General features: G+C 71.6%; 20 protein-coding genes. 10 read left to right on the forward strand and 10 right to left on the reverse strand.

Annotated elements, in window-relative coordinates:
* Window positions 1-2 precede the first annotated feature (2 nt).
* The 5 genes from kdpC to BLV76_RS06795 form a co-directional block, all read right to left on the reverse strand.
* A complete protein-coding gene (gene kdpC / locus BLV76_RS06780; protein ID WP_342711449.1) occupies window positions 3-614 on the reverse strand; it encodes a potassium-transporting ATPase subunit KdpC in 612 nt (203 codons plus the stop codon).
* The gene (gene kdpB, locus BLV76_RS06785; RefSeq protein ID WP_090968444.1) at window positions 611-2,614 is read right to left on the reverse strand and encodes a potassium-transporting ATPase subunit KdpB; all 2,004 of its coding nucleotides are present in this window, start codon (window positions 2,612-2,614) and stop codon (window positions 611-613) included. Before kdpB ends, kdpC begins: the two co-directional genes overlap by 4 nt.
* Entirely contained in the window at window positions 2,611-4,269 is a 1,659-nt protein-coding gene (gene kdpA / locus BLV76_RS06790) for a potassium-transporting ATPase subunit KdpA (RefSeq protein ID WP_090968445.1), read from the reverse strand. Before kdpA ends, kdpB begins: the two co-directional genes overlap by 4 nt.
* The gene (locus BLV76_RS22035) at window positions 4,266-4,358 is read right to left on the reverse strand and encodes a potassium-transporting ATPase subunit F (protein ID WP_129399508.1); all 93 of its coding nucleotides are present in this window, start codon (window positions 4,356-4,358) and stop codon (window positions 4,266-4,268) included. Before BLV76_RS22035 ends, kdpA begins: the two co-directional genes overlap by 4 nt.
* Before the next feature lie 82 nt (window positions 4,359-4,440).
* The gene (locus tag BLV76_RS06795) at window positions 4,441-4,833 is read right to left on the reverse strand and encodes a DUF4446 family protein (protein WP_090968446.1); all 393 of its coding nucleotides are present in this window, start codon (window positions 4,831-4,833) and stop codon (window positions 4,441-4,443) included.
* Window positions 4,834-4,913: 80 nt separating this feature from the next.
* On the opposite strand from BLV76_RS06795, the gene BLV76_RS06800 reads away from it, so the two are divergent.
* The 7 genes from BLV76_RS06800 (at window position 4,914) to BLV76_RS06830 (ending at window position 11,449) form a co-directional block, all read left to right on the forward strand.
* Window positions 4,914-5,750 carry a prephenate dehydratase gene (locus tag BLV76_RS06800; RefSeq protein ID WP_217630452.1) on the forward strand — a complete coding sequence of 279 codons (837 nt, stop codon included), beginning with the start codon at window positions 4,914-4,916 and terminating at the stop codon, window positions 5,748-5,750.
* A gap of 107 nt (window positions 5,751-5,857) precedes the next feature.
* Entirely contained in the window at window positions 5,858-6,457 is a 600-nt protein-coding gene (locus BLV76_RS06805) for a TMEM165/GDT1 family protein (RefSeq protein ID WP_245734575.1), read from the forward strand.
* Window positions 6,439-7,590, forward strand: a complete 1,152-nt coding sequence (locus BLV76_RS22040; protein WP_139306504.1) for a GNAT family N-acetyltransferase — start codon at window positions 6,439-6,441, stop codon at window positions 7,588-7,590. Before BLV76_RS06805 ends, BLV76_RS22040 begins: the two co-directional genes overlap by 19 nt.
* A 126-nt stretch (window positions 7,591-7,716) precedes the next feature.
* Window positions 7,717-8,643: a hypothetical protein gene (locus tag BLV76_RS06815; protein ID WP_090968447.1), complete on the forward strand. Its 927-nt coding sequence runs from the start codon at window positions 7,717-7,719 to the stop codon at window positions 8,641-8,643.
* Between the two features lie 91 nt (window positions 8,644-8,734).
* A complete protein-coding gene (locus tag BLV76_RS06820) occupies window positions 8,735-9,961 on the forward strand; it encodes an arginine deiminase (RefSeq protein WP_090968448.1) in 1,227 nt (408 codons plus the stop codon).
* A gap of 69 nt (window positions 9,962-10,030) precedes the next feature.
* Window positions 10,031-10,405: a cyclic nucleotide-binding domain-containing protein gene (locus BLV76_RS06825; protein WP_090968449.1), complete on the forward strand. Its 375-nt coding sequence runs from the start codon at window positions 10,031-10,033 to the stop codon at window positions 10,403-10,405.
* Between the two features lie 3 nt (window positions 10,406-10,408).
* Entirely contained in the window at window positions 10,409-11,449 is a 1,041-nt protein-coding gene (locus tag BLV76_RS06830; RefSeq protein WP_245734576.1) for an adenylate/guanylate cyclase domain-containing protein, read from the forward strand.
* Between the two features lie 127 nt (window positions 11,450-11,576).
* Here the strand turns inward: BLV76_RS06830 and BLV76_RS06835 are convergent, their stop codons facing one another.
* From BLV76_RS06835 to BLV76_RS06850, 4 genes are all read right to left on the reverse strand, one after another.
* Window positions 11,577-12,509, reverse strand: a complete 933-nt coding sequence (locus tag BLV76_RS06835; RefSeq protein WP_090968450.1) for a DUF5926 family protein — start codon at window positions 12,507-12,509, stop codon at window positions 11,577-11,579.
* Window positions 12,510-12,560: 51 nt separating this feature from the next.
* Entirely contained in the window at window positions 12,561-13,406 is an 846-nt protein-coding gene (locus BLV76_RS06840) for a glycerophosphodiester phosphodiesterase family protein (RefSeq protein ID WP_245734577.1), read from the reverse strand.
* 272 nt (window positions 13,407-13,678) lie between these two features.
* Entirely contained in the window at window positions 13,679-14,032 is a 354-nt protein-coding gene (locus BLV76_RS06845) for a UBP-type zinc finger domain-containing protein (protein ID WP_090968452.1), read from the reverse strand.
* A 17-nt stretch (window positions 14,033-14,049) separates the two neighbouring features.
* A complete protein-coding gene (locus BLV76_RS06850; RefSeq protein ID WP_090972435.1) occupies window positions 14,050-14,499 on the reverse strand; it encodes a DUF2087 domain-containing protein in 450 nt (149 codons plus the stop codon).
* A 239-nt stretch (window positions 14,500-14,738) separates the two neighbouring features.
* Between BLV76_RS06850 and BLV76_RS06855 the strand changes: the two genes are divergently transcribed.
* The 3 genes from BLV76_RS06855 to BLV76_RS06865 are packed head-to-tail and all read left to right on the forward strand — an operon-like array spanning window position 14,739 to window position 16,691.
* Complete coding sequence (locus BLV76_RS06855) at window positions 14,739-15,233, forward strand: hypothetical protein (RefSeq protein ID WP_090968453.1); 495 nt, start codon at window positions 14,739-14,741, stop codon at window positions 15,231-15,233.
* 54 nt (window positions 15,234-15,287) lie between these two features.
* Window positions 15,288-15,911, forward strand: coding sequence for a LysE family translocator (locus tag BLV76_RS06860; protein ID WP_090968454.1), 624 nt, complete (start codon window positions 15,288-15,290; stop codon window positions 15,909-15,911).
* An 18-nt stretch (window positions 15,912-15,929) separates the two neighbouring features.
* The gene (locus BLV76_RS06865) at window positions 15,930-16,691 is read left to right on the forward strand and encodes an endo alpha-1,4 polygalactosaminidase (protein WP_090968455.1); all 762 of its coding nucleotides are present in this window, start codon (window positions 15,930-15,932) and stop codon (window positions 16,689-16,691) included.
* 18 nt (window positions 16,692-16,709) lie between these two features.
* On the opposite strand, the gene BLV76_RS06870 is transcribed toward BLV76_RS06865, so the two are convergent.
* Complete coding sequence (locus BLV76_RS06870; RefSeq protein WP_090968456.1) at window positions 16,710-17,687, reverse strand: TerC family protein; 978 nt, start codon at window positions 17,685-17,687, stop codon at window positions 16,710-16,712.
* Window positions 17,688-17,825 lie beyond the last annotated feature (138 nt).

The raw sequence follows: 17,825 nt of genomic DNA on the forward strand, positions 1-17,825 counted from the left end.
GCTCAGTCTCCACCTGGACCGGAAGCAGCACCGGCGATCGCGAGGTTGAGCTCGAGCACGTTGACGCCCGGCTCGCCGAGGAAGCCGAGCCCGCGACCCTCGGTGGCGTCGTCGACCATCGCCTGCACGTCGTCCTCCGACAGGCCGTTGGCCGCGGCGACCCGGGCGACCTGGAGCTCGGCGTAGGCCGGCGAGATGTGCGGGTCGAGGCCGGATCCCGAGGCGGTGAGCGCGTCGGGAGGTACGTCGCCCGGCGCCACGCCCTCGCGCGCAGCGATCTCCGCCCGGCGATCGGCGATGGCCGCGACGAGGTCGGGGTTGCTGGGGCCGAGGTTGCTCGGGGCCGAGGCGAGGGTGTCGTAGTCGTTCGGGGAGGGCCGCGAGTGGAACCACTCGTCGCCGTCGAACTGCTGGCCGATCAGCCGGGAGCCGACGACGCGGCCGTCGAGGCTGACGGGCTGGCCGGAGGCCCGGTCACCGAACGGCTGGGCGGCGGCCCACACGGCGACGGGGTAGCCGACGCCGAGCAGGACGGTCATCACGAGGAGCAGGCGGAGCGCGGCGAGGGACTGGCGGAGGAGGTCGGCGAGCATGGCGATCGGGTTCCTGTTCACATTCCGGGGAGGGTCGAGACGAGCAGGTCGATGAGCTTGATCCCGACGAACGGCACGACGATGCCGCCGAGGCCGAAGACCAGGATGTTGCGGCGCAGCACCGAGGTCGCCGACGCGGCGCGGAAGCGCACGCCGCGCAGGGCGAGGGGGATCAGGGCCACGATCACGAGGGCGTTGAAGACGACCGCCGAGAGGATCGCGGACTGGGGCGACGACAGGCCCATCACGTTGAGCCGGTCGAGTGAGGGATAGGCCGTCACGAACATCGCCGGGATGATCGCGAAGTACTTCGCGACGTCGTTGGCGATCGAGAACGTCGTCAGCGCACCGCGCGTGATGAGCAGCTGCTTGCCGATCTCGACGATGTCGATGAGCTTCGTCGGGTCGGAGTCGAGGTCGACCATGTTGCCGGCCTCCTTGGCGGCGGCGGTGCCGCTGTTCATCGCGACACCGACGTCGGCCGCGGCCAGCGCAGGGGCGTCGTTCGTGCCGTCGCCGGTCATCGCGACCAGCCGCCCGCCCGACTGCTCGCGCTGGATGTAGGCCATCTTGTCCTCTGGCGTGGCCTCGGCGAGGAAGTCGTCGACCCCCGCCTCCGCGGCGATCGCCTGGGCGGTGAGGGCGTTGTCGCCGGTGATCATCACCGTCCGGATGCCCATCGACCGCAGCTCGGCGAAGCGCTCGGCCATCCCCTCCTTGACGACGTCCTTGAGGTGGATCACGCCGAGCACGGCACCGTGGCCGGCCGCGTCCTTGCGGCCGATCACCAGCGGCGTACCTCCCTCGCGGGAGATCTGCTCGACGATCCCGTGCACCTCCGACGGCTGCTCCACCCCGAGCCACGCGGCGATGGCGGAGCCGGCGCCCTTGCGGACCTGGGTCCCGTCGCCGAGGTCGACGCCCGACATCCGGGTCTGCGCGGTGAACTCGACGAAGCAGGCGTCGCCCGGGAGGAGGCGGTCGTCGGCGCCCTGCGTGAGGGCGAGCTCGACGACCGACCTCCCCTCGGGGGTCTGGTCGGCGAGGCTGGAGAGCCGCGCGGTGTCGCGGAGCTCGTCGTCGCCGACGCCGGGGGCCGCGACGAAGCGGCTGGCCTGCCGGTTGCCGTAGGTGATGGTCCCCGTCTTGTCGAGCAGCAGCGTGCTGACGTCACCCGCGGCCTCGACCGCGCGGCCCGACATGGCGAGCACGTTGACCCGCACCAGCCGGTCCATGCCGGCGATGCCGATCGCCGAGAGCAGCGCCCCGATCGTGGTGGGGATGAGGCAGACCAGCAGCGCGACCAGGACGACGAGGTCCTGCGGCGCACCGGCGTACGTCGCCATCGGCGCGAGCGTCGCGACCGCCGCCAGGAAGACGAGCGTCAGGCTGGCGAGCAGGATCGAGAGCGCGACCTCGTTGGGCGTCTTGCGGCGCGAGGTGCCCTCGACCAAGGCGATCATCTTGTCGAGGAACGTCTCGCCGGCCGCCGCGGTGATGCGGACGACGATCCGGTCGGACAGCACGCGCGTCCCACCCGTCACCGCCGACCGGTCGCCGCCGGCCTCCCGGATGACCGGGGCGGACTCGCCGGTGATGGCCGACTCGTCGACCGAGGCGATGCCCTCGACGATGTCACCGTCGCCGGGCACGATCTCGCCGGCCTCGACCACCACGTGGTCGCCGACCCTCAGCTGGGTCGCCGCGACCTCGGTCTCGGTGCCGTCGTCGGCCAGGCGCCGGGCGACGGTGTCGGTGCGGGTGGCGCGCAGCGAGGCGGCCTGTGCCTTGCCACGGCCCTCCGCGACCGCCTCGGCGAGGTTGCCGAAGAGCACGGTCAGCCAGAGCCAGGCGGCGATCGAGACGGTGAAGATGCTCGGGTCGCCGACAGCGGCGACCGTGGTGACCACCGAGCCGAGCAGCACCAGGAACATCACGGGCGAGCGCCACATGTGGCGCGGGTCGAGCTTGCGGACGGCTTGCGGGAGCTGGGTCCCGGCCTGCGTCAGGAGGGCGTTCATGCGAGGGCCTCTGCGATCGGTCCGAGGGCGAGCGCCGGGAAGTAGGTGAGGCCGGTCATGATCACGATGACGCCGACCAGCATCCCGACGAAGAGGGGGGTGTGGGTGGGGAGCGTGCCGGCGGTCGCGGGCACCTTGCCCTGCTCGGCGAGCGAGCCCGCGAGCAGCAGCACCAGCACGATCGGCAGCAACCGCCCGAGCAGCATCGCGAGGCCGAGGGTGACCTGGAAGAAGTCCGAGGTCACCGTGATCCCGCCGAACGCGCTGCCGTTGTTGTTGGCCGCCGAGGTGTAGGCGTAGAGCACCTCGCTGAAGCCGTGGCCGCCCGGGTTGCCCATCGCGTCGCCGGTGCTGCCGCGGGCGATGGCGGCCCCGGTGCCGACGAGGACGAGGGCCGGGGTGGTCAGCGTGTAGAGCGCGACGTAGGTCATCTGCCTCGCGCTGATCTTCTTGCCGAGCAGCTCGGGCGTCCGGCCGACCATGAGGCCGGCGACGAAGACGGTCAGGATCGCCATCACGAGGATGCCGTAGATGCCGGCACCGACGCCGCCGGGGACGATCTCGCCGAGCATCATGTTGACGAGCACCGTCCCGCCACCGGCCGGGGTGAGGGAGTCGTGGGAGGCGTTGACCGCGCCCGTGGACGTCCCCGTCGTGGCGACCGCGAAGAGCGCCGTCGCCCACTCGCCGAAGCGGGTCTCCTTGCCCTCCATCGCGGCGCCCGCGGCCTGCCCGGCGACGGAGTGGGCGCCGGCCTCGGCCCACGTGGTGACGACCAGGGAGACGGTCCAGAGCAGGCCCATCACCGCCAGCACCGCGCGGCCCTGGCGGCGGTTGCCGAGCATCGTGCCGAGGGTGCGGGTGAGCGCGACCGGCAGCACGAGGATCAGGAACACCTCGAGGAAGTTGGTGAGCGCGGTCGGGTTCTCGAAGGGGTGCGCGGAGTTGGCGTTGAAGAAGCCGCCGCCGTTGTTGCCGAGCTCCTTGATCGCCTCCTGGCTCGCGACCGGGCCGCCGGTGAGCACCTGCGAGTGCCCGGCCAGCGTGGTGACCGTGGTGTCGGTGAAGCTCTGCACCACGCCGCCCGCGAGGAGCAGGATCGCCGCGACGAACGACAGCGGCAGCAGGATCCGCACGGTCGCGCGGGTCAGGTCGACCCAGAAGTTGCCGAGGGTGCCGCTGCGCTGGCGGACGAAGCCGCGGATCAGCGCGACGGCGATCGCGATGCCGACGGCCGCGCTCAGGAAGTTCTGGACGGCCAGGCCCGCCATCTGCGCGGTGAAGCCGAGCGTCGACTCACCGGCGTACGACTGCCAGTTGGTGTTGGTGACGAAGGAGATCGCGGTGTTGAACGACATCCACCACGGCATCCCGGGCAGGTCGCGGCTCATCGGGAGCGCGGCCTGGCCGAGCAGGATCGCCATCAGGACGACCACGCTGACGAGGCTGAACCCGACGGCGCTGGTGGCGTACGACCGCGCCCCCTGCTCGGCGCCCGGGTCGACCCCGGTCAGCCGGTAGACGACGCGCTCGACGCGCAGGTGGCGGGTGCTGGTGAAGACGCGCGCCATGTAGTCGCCGAGCGGGGCGTACGCCGCTGCGAGCAGGGCGACGAGGACGGCGATGGTGAGGAGTCCGGAGGTCGTGTCGCTCACTCGAAGCGCTCCGGGAAGACGAGGGCTGCAAGGACGTAGAGCGCGATGACGACCACCGCGACCACGAGCAGGCTGCTGGAGAGGGACATGCCCCCACCGTCACCCCGCCCGAGCGCCTCCGGCCCGGTCTTGTCGCCGTCTTAACGGGCCTTGACGCCCGTTTGTCGAGGCTCAGGGGCGGGCGTGCTCGATCGCTTCCTCCTCCTCCGGCGAGAGCTGCTGCTCGCAGGTCCACGACGAGACCGACTTGGCGTAGGTGCGGGCCTCGCTGCGACCGTGGATCGAGGTGAGCACGACGCCGTGGCCGGCGTCGTCGAGCACGGCGAGGCTCCAGCTGAGGTGTCCGCCGACGTCGCCGAACGCGTCGTAGCGCACGACCGAGAGGTGGCGCAGCGCGTCGCGGTTCTCCGCCTTGAGGGCCGCGACCTCCTGCCGGAGGCCGTGGACGTCCTCGGGCAGCGCCTCGACGTCGGCGCCGGCCGTGCGGGTCGTCGTACGACGGAGCGCGAGCGCAGCGAGGGCGCACGCGACGGCGGCGAGGACGACGGCGACCACATCGAGCATGGGGGTGAGCCTATGTTCGGCGACTGGTCACGGCCGGTCGGACACGGCTGCGGGTGACAGACTCTCCGATCGTGACTGACGTGAGGCGCCGCATCGCCTACCAGGGCGAGCCCGGAGCCAACGGGCACCTGATCTGCCAGCAGGCCTACCCCGACTGGGAGCCGCTGCCGTGCGCCTCCTTCGAGGACACCTTCGCGGCCGTGGAGAACGGCGATGCCGACCTCGCGATGATCCCGATCGACAACTCGATCGCCGGCCGCGTGGCCGACATCCACCACTTCCTGCCGACCTCGTCGCTGAAGATCGTCGGCGAGCGCTTCCTGCGGATCCGCTTCGCGCTGATGGCCCTCCCGGGCGCCGGCGTCGGGTCGCTCCGCACGGTGCACAGCCACGTCCACGCGCTCGGCCAGTGCCGCGGCGTGATCCGCGAGCTCGGCCTGACCCCGGTCGTCGCGGGCGACACCGCCGGTGCCGCCCGCGAGGTCGCCGAGAGCGGTGACCCGACCCAGGCGGCCCTCGCCCCACCGCTGGCGGCGGAGATCTACAGCCTCGAGATCCTGCGTGACGACGTCGAGGACGAGGACCACAACACCACCCGCTTCGTCGTCCTCTCCCGCGACTTCGAGCAGGCGCCGTCGGGCAACGGCCCGGTCGTCACCACCTTCATCTTCAACGTCCGGAACCTGCCGGCCGCGCTCTACAAGGCGCTCGGCGGCTTCGCGACCAACGGCGTCAACATGACCAAGCTGGAGAGCTACATGGTCGGCGGCCACTTCACCGCCACCCAGTTCCTCGCCGAGGTCGACGGCCACCCCGACGACCCGGGCGTGCGCAACGCGCTCGAGGAGCTCGCCTTCTTCACGACCGAGGTCAAGGTGCTCGGCGTCTACCCGGCCGACCCGTTCCGCGGCGCGTAGGACGTACTTCGCACCCGAGTCTCCCGGTTCGTCACCCAGATCTCGGCCGACAAGCGGGGGAGTCACCGGATATCCGGTGACTCCAGGGCAGGTGGCATGCTCAGCCGGTGATCGATCCCCTGGTGGTGGCGCTGGCCTTCGGCGCCATCTTCGTCGTCGAGCTGCCCGACAAGACGTTCATCGCCACGCTGGTGATGTCGACGAGGATGCGACCGCTCCTCGTCTGGATCGGCGTCGCGCTGGCGTTCCTCGTCCAGACCGGGGTCGCGGTCGGCGTGGGCAAGGCCGCGTCGTTCCTCCCCGCGAACCTCATCCACGCCGTGGCGGCGCTGATGTTCGTGATCGGCGCGATCATCCTCTTCCGTGAGGCACGCTCGTCCGACGACGACGAGTCCGAGCAGGAGGAGGAGTACGCCGCCCGCTCCACCGCGCAGGGCTTCCGCGTCGTCGTCACCTCGTTCCTCGTGCTCTTCGCGGCCGAGTGGGGCGACCTGTCGCAGCTGCTGACGATCTCCCTCGTCGCGAAGTACGACGACCCGGTGTCGGTCTTCCTCGGCTCGTGGGGAGCGCTCCTCGCCGTCTCCGGCCTCGCCGTCATCGTCGGCCGGGTGCTGCTCCAGCACGTGCAGCTCTCGGTGCTCCACTACGTGGGTGCCACGGTCTGCGTGCTGATGGCAGGCTTGACCGTGTGGGAGATGACGCGCTGAGGACCCCGGCCGAGATGGCCGTCCACGATCGCTACGTCGCGGTCAACGGCGACCACCCGATGACCCCCGAGGACGACGCCTACGTCCGCAGGCACTTCGTCGCCGCCACGCCCGAGGCGCTCGACGCCATGCTGGCCGGCCTCCTGCCGCTGCCGTCGTACGTCCTCTCCGACGGGACGCCGATGGTGCCCGCCGCGCACGCGGAGCTTGCGGCGATCGCCGGCGGGCCGGACCGGCTGCACGACTGGTTCGTCGCCTTCTGGGAGGGCGACGCCGAGACCGGCGAGCAGAAGTGGGTGCACTACCTCAACGGGCAGTACGTCGCCCTCCGCGAGGTGACGCCCGTCCGGATCAAGCAGATGCTCGAGCGCGTCGCCGAGGCCGCCGCCGCGGTCGACCTGCTGCACCACGACCCCCACGACGGCGTCGGGCGCGGGATGCTCGGCGAGGCGATCGACGGCGTGATCGCGGTGACCGGGCTCGACTCCCTGCTGCTGCCGATGACGGCCTACGACCGGCTCCGCTTCGACCAGCCCACGCTGCGCGAGACCTGGGTCGACCGCCCGCGCGCGGAGTTCCTCACCCCGATCGCGCCCGTGTGGCCGCTGACGACCGAGCGGCTGGTGCTCCGTCCCTTCGAGGAGGGCGACGCCGAGGCGTTCGTCGGGGCGTGGGCGTCGGAGGAGTGGACCAGCCTGCTGCTGACCCGCCCGCAGAACCGCGCCGAGGTCGTCGACATGGTCCGCCGCCGGATGCAGCCCGGCGACGGGATGTTCGTCGGCCTCGTGGTCGTCACCCACGACGGCACGGTCGTCGGCGACTCGATGCTGCACCTGCAGGGCACCGGCCTCAGCGAGGGCGAGATCGGCTGGACGGTCCTGCCCGACCAGGGTGGTCGCGGGTACGCCACCGAGGCCGCGCGGGCGGTCCTCCGCCTCGGCTTCGAGCACTACGGCCTCCGCCGGATCGTGGCCAACCTCGACACCCGCAACGACCGCTCCGCCGCCCTCTGCGAACGCCTCGGGATGCGCCGCGAGGTCGACAAGGTCGGCGACTTCTGGTCCAAGGGCGAGTGGACCAGCTCCTACGAGTACGCCCTCCTCCGCGACGAGTGGCGCGCGACCCAGCTCTGACGCCGTACGCACGTGCGGCGGTTCTGGCCCTCGAGTCTCTGTTCTGAGGGCCACATCCGCCGCACCTGCGCGAGGGCCTGTGGATCGCGCCAGCGGAGAGGTGGGGTCGCGGTCCACCATCACCCGATGGACTTCGATCCACTCCGTCCGTTCCGGCGCCAGAGCGCGCTGAGCGCCGGGATCACCGCGAAGCAGCTTCGCGGGCCGGCGTACAAGCTCGTGCTGCCCGGGACGTACGTCGCCGCGGCGAAGGTCGTCACCCCGGCGACGCGGGCAGCCGCAGCCCTGCTGCCGTACGACGACGTCGCCTGGGCAACCCACGCCTCGGCTGCCCGGGTCTACGACCTCCCCATCCCCACGATCGCGCTGGAGCACGTGAGCGTGCCGCGCGCCGGACAGCGTCGCCGCCACGCCGGCGTCAAGGTCCACGTCGGCGGGAAGGTGACCACGCGCGTGGTCAACGGCATCCGCGTCTCCGAGCCGCGCATGCTCTTCGTCGAGATGGCCTCGCTGGTCGGACTGGTGGACCTCGTGGTGCTCGGCGACGCCATGGTGCGGCGCAACCTGGTGACAGCGGCCGCGCTCGTCGCCTGGTGCGCCGATGTCGCACACCCGGCTGCGCGAGCAGCGCGTCAGGCGGCCGCCTACGTCCGCGCCGGAGTCGACTCGCCGATGGAGTCGCGCCTGCGCATGCTGATCGTGCTGGCCGGGCTGCCGGAGCCGGCGGTCAACCTCGAGGTGCGCGACGAGGTCGGCCAGATGATCCGCAAGTACGACCTGTCCTACCCCGCGGTCAGGGTCGCGGTCGAGTACAACGGCAAGGTCCACGTCGTCACGACCGAGGCCTGGGAGTCGGACCTCGAGCGGCGCGGTGCGATCGACGACGACGAGTGGCGGTTGCTCCCGGTCATCAGCGCGGGGGTCTACGCGAAGCCCCACGAGACCCTCAGGCGGATCCACCGCGTGCTGCTCGCGCGCGGGCTGGACGGCGTACCGCTCCGCCTGGACGACGCCTGGCGCGCCCACTTCCCGGGCCACGCCGACGCGGCGTGACCAGCTGCGGCGGTTGTGGCCCCGCCATCGTCGATCCGAGGGCCACATCCGCCGCACGTGCACCGACACCCGGACGCACTAGAGTCGCGCCATGGCACAGACTTCTCACGGCGCGGACAGCGAGGTCGGCCGGCTGGCGACCGTCATGCTCCACCGTCCCGGCAACGAGCTGAAGCGGCTCACGCCCCGCAACAACGACCGCCTGCTCTTCGACGGCATCCCGTGGGTGAGCCGGGCGCAGGAGGAGCACGACGCGTTCGCCGAGACGCTGCGCCACCGCGGCGTCGAGGTGCTCTACCTCACCGAGCTGCTCACCGAGACGCTCGACAGCGAGCTCGCGCGCAACCACGCGATCACCAGCGCGCTGTCGGGACTGCACCTCGGCGACACGATGCGCCGCTACCTCGCGACCGCGCTCAAGGACCTCTCCCCCGCCGAGCTGACCGGCGTGCTGACCGCCGGCATCCGCAACGACGAGGTCAAGGGCGGCCACGGCCTGGTCACCAGCCTGCTCGACCCCCACGACTTCCTCATCGACCCGCTGCCCAACCTGCTCTTCACGCGCGACTCCAGCGTCTGGGTGCGCGACCGCGTCGCCGTCACCAGCCTCGCGATGCCCGCGCGCAAGCGCGAGACGCAGCTGACCGAGCTCATCTACACCGAGCACCCGCGCTTCGCCGGCACCCGCAAGATCCACGGCTGGCACAACGAGCACGTGGAGGGCGGCGACGTCCTGCTGCTCGCGCCGGGCGTGATCGCGGTCGGCGTCGGGGAGCGTACGACGCCCGCCGGGGTGGAGCGGCTCGCGCGCCAGGTCTTCCACGCGGGCCTCGCCCACACCGTGCTGGCCGTCCCGATCGCGCAGGAGCGCGCCACGATGCACCTCGACACCGTCTGCACGATGGTCGACGTCGACAAGGTGGTGATGTATCCCAACATCGCCGACACCCTCCGCGCGGTGACGGTGACGATGTCCGGCCAGGGCGACGACGAGGCCGAGCTCGAGCTCGAGGTCGGCGAGTCGGAGCCGTTCCTGGTCGCTGCGGCCAAGGCGATGCAGATCGACACGCTGCACCAGATCGACACCGGGCTCGACCCGGTCACCGCCGAGCGCGAGCAGTGGGACGACGGCAACAACACCCTGGCCCTCGCACCGCGGGTGGCGGTCGCCTACGAGCGCAACGACGAGACCAACGACCGGCTCGAGGACGCCGGCATCGAGGTCGTCCGGATCGCCGGCTCGGAGCTCGGCTCCGGCCGCGGCGGCCCGCGCTGCATGAGCTGCCCGATCGCCCGTGAGCCGCTCCACGCCGGGTGATCCACACCTCAGTGCACAACTGTTGACCGAAGGCCCGTCACGTCGCCTGCGCTGACTCGTTGAGCAGGCATGACCGACTCCATCCTGGATGCCCTGAGCCCGGCCGACGCCGAGCGCGTGATCGCGGCCGGCCGGACCCTGACCCTGCCGCAGGGCTGGTCGCCGATCGCCGAGAGCACACCGGCCGACAAGGCGTACCTCATCACCGAGGGCGAGGTGTCGGTGCGCAGGGGCGGCGTCGAGATCGCCACCCTCGGCGCGGGCTCCGTCGTCGGCGAGGCCGCGATCGTCAACAGGACGCTCCGCTCGGCCACCGTCGTCGCGCTGACCCCGCTGCGCGTCGTCCACTTCACCAGCGAGCGGCTCGAACAGCTCGCCGACGAGGTCCCCGCCTTCGGCGCCGCCCTGCGCGAGGCGGCGGCCGGACGCGTCAACGGCGGCTGAGCCATGAGCGCGGAGGAGGCGCCGCCCCCGCTGGACGTCCCCGCCGAGGTCGCCGAAGCGATGGGGGCCTTCCTCCTCGGCGAGGCACCCGGCCTGACCCAGCACGAGGTCGCCGAGCGCGCGGGCGTGCCGATCGAGGTCGCCACGACGCTCTGGCACCAGCTCGGCTTCCCGCACCACAGCGACGACGACCGGGCGTTCGCGGCGAGCGACGTGGAGGCGCTGCGGCTGGCCTCCGACCTGGTCCAGATGGGCATCCTGCCGCCTGACCAGCAGGCGGCCCTGGTGCGCACCTGGGGTCGCAGCTACGCCCGCCTCGCCGAGTGGCAGGCCTCCCTGCTGGCCGGGCTGGCAGCGGAGGCCGGAGACCCGGCGGCGCACCTCACCGAGCTCGCGTCCGACGTGCTCCCCCGGGTCGAGGCGCTCCAGACCTACGTCTGGCGCCGGCACCTCGCCAGCGCCGCCCAGCACCTGCTGGAGGACTCGACGGCGCTCACCAGCGCGGAGTCGGAGCTGTCGGTGTGCTTCATCGACATCGTGGGCTACACCGCGCAGAGCCGCCGCCTCGACGGCGCCGAGCTCGTCGCCTGGGTCGACGGGTTCGAGCAGGACACCACGACCCTGGTCGTCGACCACGGCGGTCAGGTCATCAAGACCATCGGCGACGAGGTGCTCTTCACCGTCGCCGACCCCGCCGCCGCGGTGGAGATCGCGCTGGCACTGACCACGCGCGGGGACGACGAGGACGACCCCTTCCCGGCGGTGCGGGCCGGCATCGCCCACGGCGCGGTCGTACGCCGCCTCGGTGACGTGTTCGGCTCCACCGTCAACGCCGCCTCCCGGTTGACCTCGGCCGCGCGCCCGGGCTCCGTGCTGGTCGACGCGGGCGTGCACGCGGCGCTGACCGCGGCCGGCGACGAGGCGCACGAGGACGCGCCGGAGGAGGATCCCGAGGCGCGGTGGCGCTGGCGACGGCTGCGCCGGATCTCGGCCAAGGGCTTCAGGAACCTGGAGGCCTGGCGGGTGCGGGCGCGTGAAATGTGAGTGCCCGGTCGTTGTCGACGGGGGAAACGACAACGACCGGGCGAGAGCGAATCTACTCCGCTCGTGAGCGCGCGCACAACCATTGGTCCGGTTGTGTTCGACACGTGGCGAACCCGTAGGAGCGTCCTTACCGGATCGTCACCTGACGGTTGGCGAGTCCCGCACGGGCCGACCGCTCGGCAGCCGAGAGGTCCCCTCCCTGCAGGGCTTCGGCGAGGTCGGAGGCGAAGGTCGCGGCCGGTCCCTCGAGCACCTCGGCCCCCGTCCCGAGCGGCAGGTCCCACACCGGGGCGAGCAGCCCGTGGGCCCGGAACATGCCCACGAAGCGCGACCCGTCGGCCACCGAGTCCTGGCCGGCGGCGTGCAGGCGGGCGAGCGCGTCGAGGAGCTGGTCCTCGGGGTGCGGCATGACCCAGCGCAGGTGCTCCTTGGTGCCCACGTTGGTCCAGTACGCCGCCTCGACGGAGGTGAGCCGGCTGGTCGGCATCACGCCGCCGTTGGCCTGCTCCAGCGCTGCCTCCATCGACGCGTCGCGCTCGGGGATGTCGTCGATCCAGTACTCGAAGCCGTCGTGGACGGTGATGTCGAGGGACGTGTCGGAGATCAGGTCCTGGATGCTCGGGCCGTCGCCGGGGGCGCTCATCAGGCCGACGATGCCGGGCTCCTCGGTCGCGAGCGCGGCCTCGAGGACGGCGCCGAGGTCGCGCGCGGGGTTGCCGTAGGAGTGCTGGACCTGCAGGCCGAGCCAGATGTCGCCGGAGTCGCGGACCATCGCGGGAGCCGCGCCCGGGAGCAGGGTGGCGAGGCGCACGGCCGGGCCGCCGGCCGCGAGGGTCAGGGGCGCGGTCGCGGCCGGGACCAGCTCGCGCAGGGCGATCACGTCGCACTCGTCGGGCATCCCCTCGAAGGGGCGTGCCACGAACGTCGGCGCGGCGCCGCCGGCCGCACCGTGGCAGGCCTTGTAGCGCTTGCCCGAACCACAGGGGCAGGGCTGGCGGGGTCCGACCTCACCCTCGGTGCGGGAAGCGGACGTCTGCGTGCTGCGCGACTTCTTGGCCATGGCGCGAACCCTAGTCGGGCAGGCCCCGCGACCGGACTTCCGCGATCGCCGCTAGGAGTCGAGCAGCTCGAGGATGAACTTCGGCCGGTCGGTGATGACCGCGGTGACCCCGACGTCGAGGCAGAGCTGGAGGTCGTCGGCGGTGTTCACGGTCCACACGTGGATCTCGCGGCCGGCCCTGACCAGGTGCCGGCCCAGGCCGGGGTGGTCGCGCAGCTCCTCGACGCCGGGCCCGATGATCCAGTCGTCGTCGACGATCGGGCGCAGGACGGGCCAGTGGTGCGCCCTGTCGACGAGCATCACGATGTCGAGGTCGGGCGCGAGCCGGCGCACGCGGCTCATCGCGTTGACCGAGAAGCTCATGATCCGCGCGGGCGAGCCGGCACCGGCCCAGCCGAACTCGTCCAGCGCCTCGACCAGGCGCCGCTCCACCAGGCCGCCGTACCTCGTCGGGTGCTTGGTCTCGATCGCGAGCTCGACGTGCCGGTCGTAGTCGGCGACGGTCTCGAGGAGCTTGCGCAGGGTCAGCACCTTGCCGTGAATCGGGTCCCGCGCCGGGGCCTCGTCGTCGAGGTCGGACCACGGGTTCTTCCACGACGCGAAGTCGAGCTCGTCGAGCTCGGCCAGGCTCATCGTCGACACGAGCCCCATCGTGGACGTCGTACGCCTCAGGTCGCGGTCGTGGACGCACACGAGGTGGCCGTCGGCGGTCAGCCGGACGTCGCACTCGAGCGCCTCGGCACCCTCCTCGAGCGCCTTCACGTAGGCCTCGAGCGTGTGCTCGGCGGTGTCGTGGCTGCTGCCGCGGTGCGCGACGACCTGCGGGCGGGTGCGGGCCTCGGCCTGCCGCTCACGACTGCGGCGGAGGCGCGGCGTACGACGCATGCGACGAAGCATGGCACGCGGGTCGACCCCCGCGGGGGAGGTCCGCCGGGTGCGCCGCTGGTCCAGACCACGAGCGAGGATCGGCTCCTACTTTGGGACAGGATCGACGGATTCCACGCTTTTTGCTTCCGCCGACGACGGAGTCGTGGTTAACCTCATCTGCGTTGAGAGCATCCGAGCTCGTGCGTGGGGGTCATGCCGCGGGTGCCGACAGGGGAATGGGGATTCCATGGGTGCAGTCACGCTGTCCGCACGCCGCCTGCTGGGCGGGGTGGGGGACCCGATCAGTGGACGTGGTCCTGCCAGTCCGCAGGCACCCGGCCCGCGGGGCCGGGGACCGGCTGGTCGGCGGGGTGGCTCTGCGGGTCGCTGAGTCGCGGCCCCTGCACCCCGACCTCTCGGGCGAAGTCCCAGAACCAGTCCTCGCCGGGCTCGTAGCTCTGCATGACCGGGTGGCCGGTCGCCGCGAAGTGCTTCGTCGCGTGCTGCGCGGGGCTGCTGTCGCAGCACCCGACGTGGCCGCACTGGGCGCAGCGACGCAGGTGCACCCACCAGCCGCCGGCCGCGTCGCACTCCACGCAGCCGGGGCCGGACGGGGCGACCTCGGGGTCGATGCCTTCGGGAGTCGTGGCTGTCATGCCTCCAGCCTGCCCCGTCAGCGTCCGCTCAGGAAGCCCTCCAGCCAGTGCGCCTCCCACGCCGGGATCTCCTGGCGCTCGAGCGGCGAGCGCGTGGGAGCGTGCGGGGCCGTGCGGTAGCGACCGTCCGCGCGCTCGAGGTAGTGGTAGTTCACGAGCTCGCGGCGGAGGTAGGCGAAGTCCTCGTGCACGCCGAGCAGCACCTCGTTGACCTCCTTCTCGGAGTAGTCCCGGCCCGGCTCGAACCGGCTCACCACCTCGAGGAGCACCGCCGCGCGGACCTTGCGCTTCGCCGGCACGCGTTCGATCCGCCCGCCGCTGAACAGCCGGGCGACCAGCCGCTCCTGCTCGGTCCGCGCGGCGTCGTACGCCTCTCGCTCGAGCGCCGCGCGTGCGGCGGTGTAGCCCTCGCCGGTCTCGGCCATGCGGCCCCGCACGACGCGCTTGAAGTCACTGTCCCTGGTCATCGTCATCACCTTCGACTGCGCTGCGTCCCCAGTACGCCGCTGCAGCGGGCATCGACGAATCCGTTGAGTGAGCTGCCCGAGGATCTGCTCCCCTTCGCCACCTCGCTGCGGACTGGGGCCGACGCGTGGGCTGGGCGCTGGACGGCGCCCTCGGAGTTGACCCTACCGCGTCGATCCGGTGTGGTGGAGGGAGCGGCGAGCCCATCGGGGGTCTCGCCACGACAGGAAGGCACGCCTTCATGCACCGCACCACCAGCAGGATCGTCCTCGCCGTCATCGCCTCGTTCGTCGCGATCATCGGCCTCTCGAGCCCCTCGCAGGCGGTCACCAAGCTGACCGACGCGCAGGCCGCGAGCCAGCTCTCCGCGGCGGGCATCAGCCGGGTCTCGACCGGCGGCTGCACCGACCGCAACGTCAGCACCTGCACGTCCTACGAGCAGATCAACCAGGAGTCGGTCAGCGGGATCATCACGTTCAAGGGCGCCAGCGGCTGCGCGATCACGATCACCGGCGGCACCGAGACCGGTCACGCCGGCGGCACCTACAGCCACGCCAACGGCTACAAGGTCGACATCCGCCCGACCGACTGCGTCTCGAGCTTCATCACCAGCACCTATGCCTACTCCGGCGTGCGCGGTGACGGCGCCACCCTCTACACGGCTCCTTCCGGCAACGTCTACGCCCGCGAGGGCAGCCACTGGGACATCACCTACTACTCCTGCGGCGGCTGCTGAGCCGACCCACGAACCCGGCTGACAGCGACGGCGGTGTGGTCCCACACTGGGGCCATGCCGTCGTCCAGCCAGTGGCTCGCGTTCCTCGTCGCCTCGTTCCTCTTCGTCCAGGTGCCGGGCCCGAGCCTGCTCTTCACCATCGGCCGCGCGCTGACCGTCGGGCGTCGTGAGGCGCTGCTGTCGGTGCTCGGCAACGGCCTCGGCGTGATGGTGCAGGTCGTCCTCGTGGCGATCGGCCTCGGCGCGGTGGTCGCGGCCAGCGCCGCGGCCTACACCGTGGTCAAGGTGGCCGGCGCCGCCTACGTCGTCTGGCTCGGGATCCAGGCGATCCGCCACCGCGCCGACGCCCGGCTGGCGATGGCCGACGCGATGCCCGTACGACGTGGGCACCCGGTGCGCATCGGGCTGACCGTCGGCGCCACGAACCCGAGGACGATGGTCTTCTTCGTCGCCTTCCTGCCGCAGTTCACCGACCCCGCCGGCCCGGTCCTCGTCCAGACGCTCGTGCTCGGTGCGGTCTTCAGTGCGATGGCGATCGTCTCCGACACGACGTGGGCGATGGTCGCCGGTGCCGCGCGGACCTGGTTCGCCCGTCGCCCCCAGCGGCTGGACGCCCTCAGCGCCGGCGGCGGCACGATGATGATCGGCCTCGGCGCGACCATGCTCGCCACGGAGTAGCCGCCTACGCTGGCGAACATGCGCACCCTGCTCGTCACCCTCCTGCTGCTGGTCGGCCTCTCGGCGCCGGTCCACGCGGCCGAGACGCAGCCGCTCCCGACCGGCACCGACGTCGACTACCAGCTCGGCGGGCCGGCCTACGTCCCGGACAACGTCGGGATCGTCGTGCGCGACCGCACCGCCGAGCCGGCCCCCGGGGCCTACAACATCTGCTACGTCAACGGCTTCCAGACGCAGCCGGACGCCAAGCGCTACTGGCGCAAGCACCGCGACCTCCTGCTCCAGGACGGCCGGGGCCGGCTGGTCGAGGACGAGGCGTGGGGCGAGTGGCTCCTCGACGTCCGCACGGCGGCCAAGCGGAAGGCGCTCGCCTCGGTGGTCGGCCGCTGGACCGCCGGTTGTGCACGCGACGGCTTCGACGCCGTCGAGTACGACAACCTCGACTCCTACTCGCGCAGCCGCGGGTTGATCAAGGCGAAGCAGGCGAAGGCGTTCGCCCGGCTGCTCACCGCCACCGCGCACGACGCGGGACTCGCGGTCGGCCAGAAGAACTGGGCGACCCTCGACGGCACGACGCTCGGCTTCGACTTCGCGGTCTCCGAGGAGTGTGGGCGCTACGACGAGTGCGGCGACTACGTCGACCACTTCGGCGACCAGGTCCTCGTCGTCGAGTACCGCGCCCGGGACTTTGCGAAGACCTGCCGGGACTACGGCGACCTGCTGGCCGTCGTCTACCGCGACCTCGACCTCAGCCCCAACGGCGTACGCCGCTGGTGCTGAGGCCGGGCCGCAGCCGGGTCAGCCCACGGCCTCCGGCTCGCGCGCCTTCTGGCGGCGGCTGGCGATGAGGCTCGTGGTGACGGTGACGGCGAGGATGCCGACGATCACGAACAGCGAGGCGAGGGTCGGCACGTCAGGGACCGACGGCCACACCAGGTGCGCCCAGTGGAGCACGAGCTTGAACCCGATGAAGCCGAGGATCGCGGCCAGGCCGTAGCTGAGGTGGACCAGCGCGCTGAGCGCTCCCTCGAGCACGAAGTAGAGCGCGCGGAGGCCGAGCAGGGCGAAGGCGTTGGTCACGAAGACGAGGTACGGATCGCCCGTGATGCCGTAGACCGCGGGCACCGAGTCGACGGCGAAGACGATGTCGGTGGCGAAGACGGCAGCCGTGACGAGCGCGAAGGGCGTCAGCATCCGCACGCCCTTCTTGACCACGGTGATCTTGGCGCCGTCGTACTCGTCGCTGACCGGCATGAAGCGGCGCAGCAGCTTCACGATGCGCATCTCGGCCACGTCGACCTCGTGCTCCTGGCCGCGGATCGCGTCACGCAGGAGCTTGATGCCGGTGAGCAGCAGCACGCCGCCGAAGATCAGGAAGACCCAGTCGAAGCGCGACAGCGCGGCCGCACCGAGGGCGATGAAGATGCCGCGCAGGACCAGCGCGCCGATGATGCCGTAGAGCAGCACCCGCTGCTTGAGCACCTCGGGCACGGCGAAGGCTGCGAGCAGCAGCATGAAGACGAACAGGTTGTCGACGCTCAGCGTCTTCTCGACGAGGTAGCCGGTGTAGTACTCCAGCCCGCGGTCACCGCCGTGGGCGTTCCAGACGTAGAGGCCGAAGGTGAGCGGCAGGGCGACGTAGAACGCCGACCAGGCCAGGGCCTCCTTCATCGACACCTCGTGGGGCCGCCGGGTGGCGACGAAGTCGACGACGAGCAGGGCGAGCACCACGGCGATGGTGATGAACCACAGGGTGGGGGACGCGATGGACGACATGGGTCTCCTCAGGAATCGGCAGGTGGAACTTCCTGAGGTCTCCCCCACCGCTTCCGAGAGCGGCCTCCGCCGGGGTGCCTGTCGAGGCACCGTACTGACCGACGGATGTTGGGCGGGGTACTCCCCTCGTGGACCACT

This window comes from Nocardioides exalbidus (genome assembly GCF_900105585.1).
GTDB lineage: Bacteria > Actinomycetota > Actinomycetes > Propionibacteriales > Nocardioidaceae > Nocardioides > Nocardioides exalbidus.

Coding starts and splice junctions, on each gene's coding strand:
- kdpB (WP_090968444.1), bottom strand. CDS start 2,614: ATGAACGCCCTCCTGACGCAGGCCGGGACCCAGCTCCCGCAAGCCGTC.
- BLV76_RS22035 (WP_129399508.1), bottom strand. CDS start 4,358: ATGTCCCTCTCCAGCAGCCTGCTCGTGGTCGCGGTGGTCGTCATCGCG.
- BLV76_RS06795 (WP_090968446.1), bottom strand. CDS start 4,833: ATGCTCGATGTGGTCGCCGTCGTCCTCGCCGCCGTCGCGTGCGCCCTC.
- BLV76_RS06815 (WP_090968447.1), top strand. CDS start 7,717: ATGGACTTCGATCCACTCCGTCCGTTCCGGCGCCAGAGCGCGCTGAGC.
- BLV76_RS06820 (WP_090968448.1), top strand. CDS start 8,735: ATGGCACAGACTTCTCACGGCGCGGACAGCGAGGTCGGCCGGCTGGCG.
- BLV76_RS06825 (WP_090968449.1), top strand. CDS start 10,031: ATGACCGACTCCATCCTGGATGCCCTGAGCCCGGCCGACGCCGAGCGC.
- BLV76_RS06830 (WP_245734576.1), top strand. CDS start 10,409: ATGAGCGCGGAGGAGGCGCCGCCCCCGCTGGACGTCCCCGCCGAGGTC.
- BLV76_RS06835 (WP_090968450.1), bottom strand. CDS start 12,509: ATGGCCAAGAAGTCGCGCAGCACGCAGACGTCCGCTTCCCGCACCGAG.
- BLV76_RS06840 (WP_245734577.1), bottom strand. CDS start 13,406: ATGCTTCGTCGCATGCGTCGTACGCCGCGCCTCCGCCGCAGTCGTGAG.
- BLV76_RS06845 (WP_090968452.1), bottom strand. CDS start 14,032: ATGACAGCCACGACTCCCGAAGGCATCGACCCCGAGGTCGCCCCGTCC.
- BLV76_RS06850 (WP_090972435.1), bottom strand. CDS start 14,499: ATGACCAGGGACAGTGACTTCAAGCGCGTCGTGCGGGGCCGCATGGCC.
- BLV76_RS06855 (WP_090968453.1), top strand. CDS start 14,739: ATGCACCGCACCACCAGCAGGATCGTCCTCGCCGTCATCGCCTCGTTC.
- BLV76_RS06860 (WP_090968454.1), top strand. CDS start 15,288: ATGCCGTCGTCCAGCCAGTGGCTCGCGTTCCTCGTCGCCTCGTTCCTC.
- BLV76_RS06865 (WP_090968455.1), top strand. CDS start 15,930: ATGCGCACCCTGCTCGTCACCCTCCTGCTGCTGGTCGGCCTCTCGGCG.
- BLV76_RS06870 (WP_090968456.1), bottom strand. CDS start 17,687: ATGTCGTCCATCGCGTCCCCCACCCTGTGGTTCATCACCATCGCCGTG.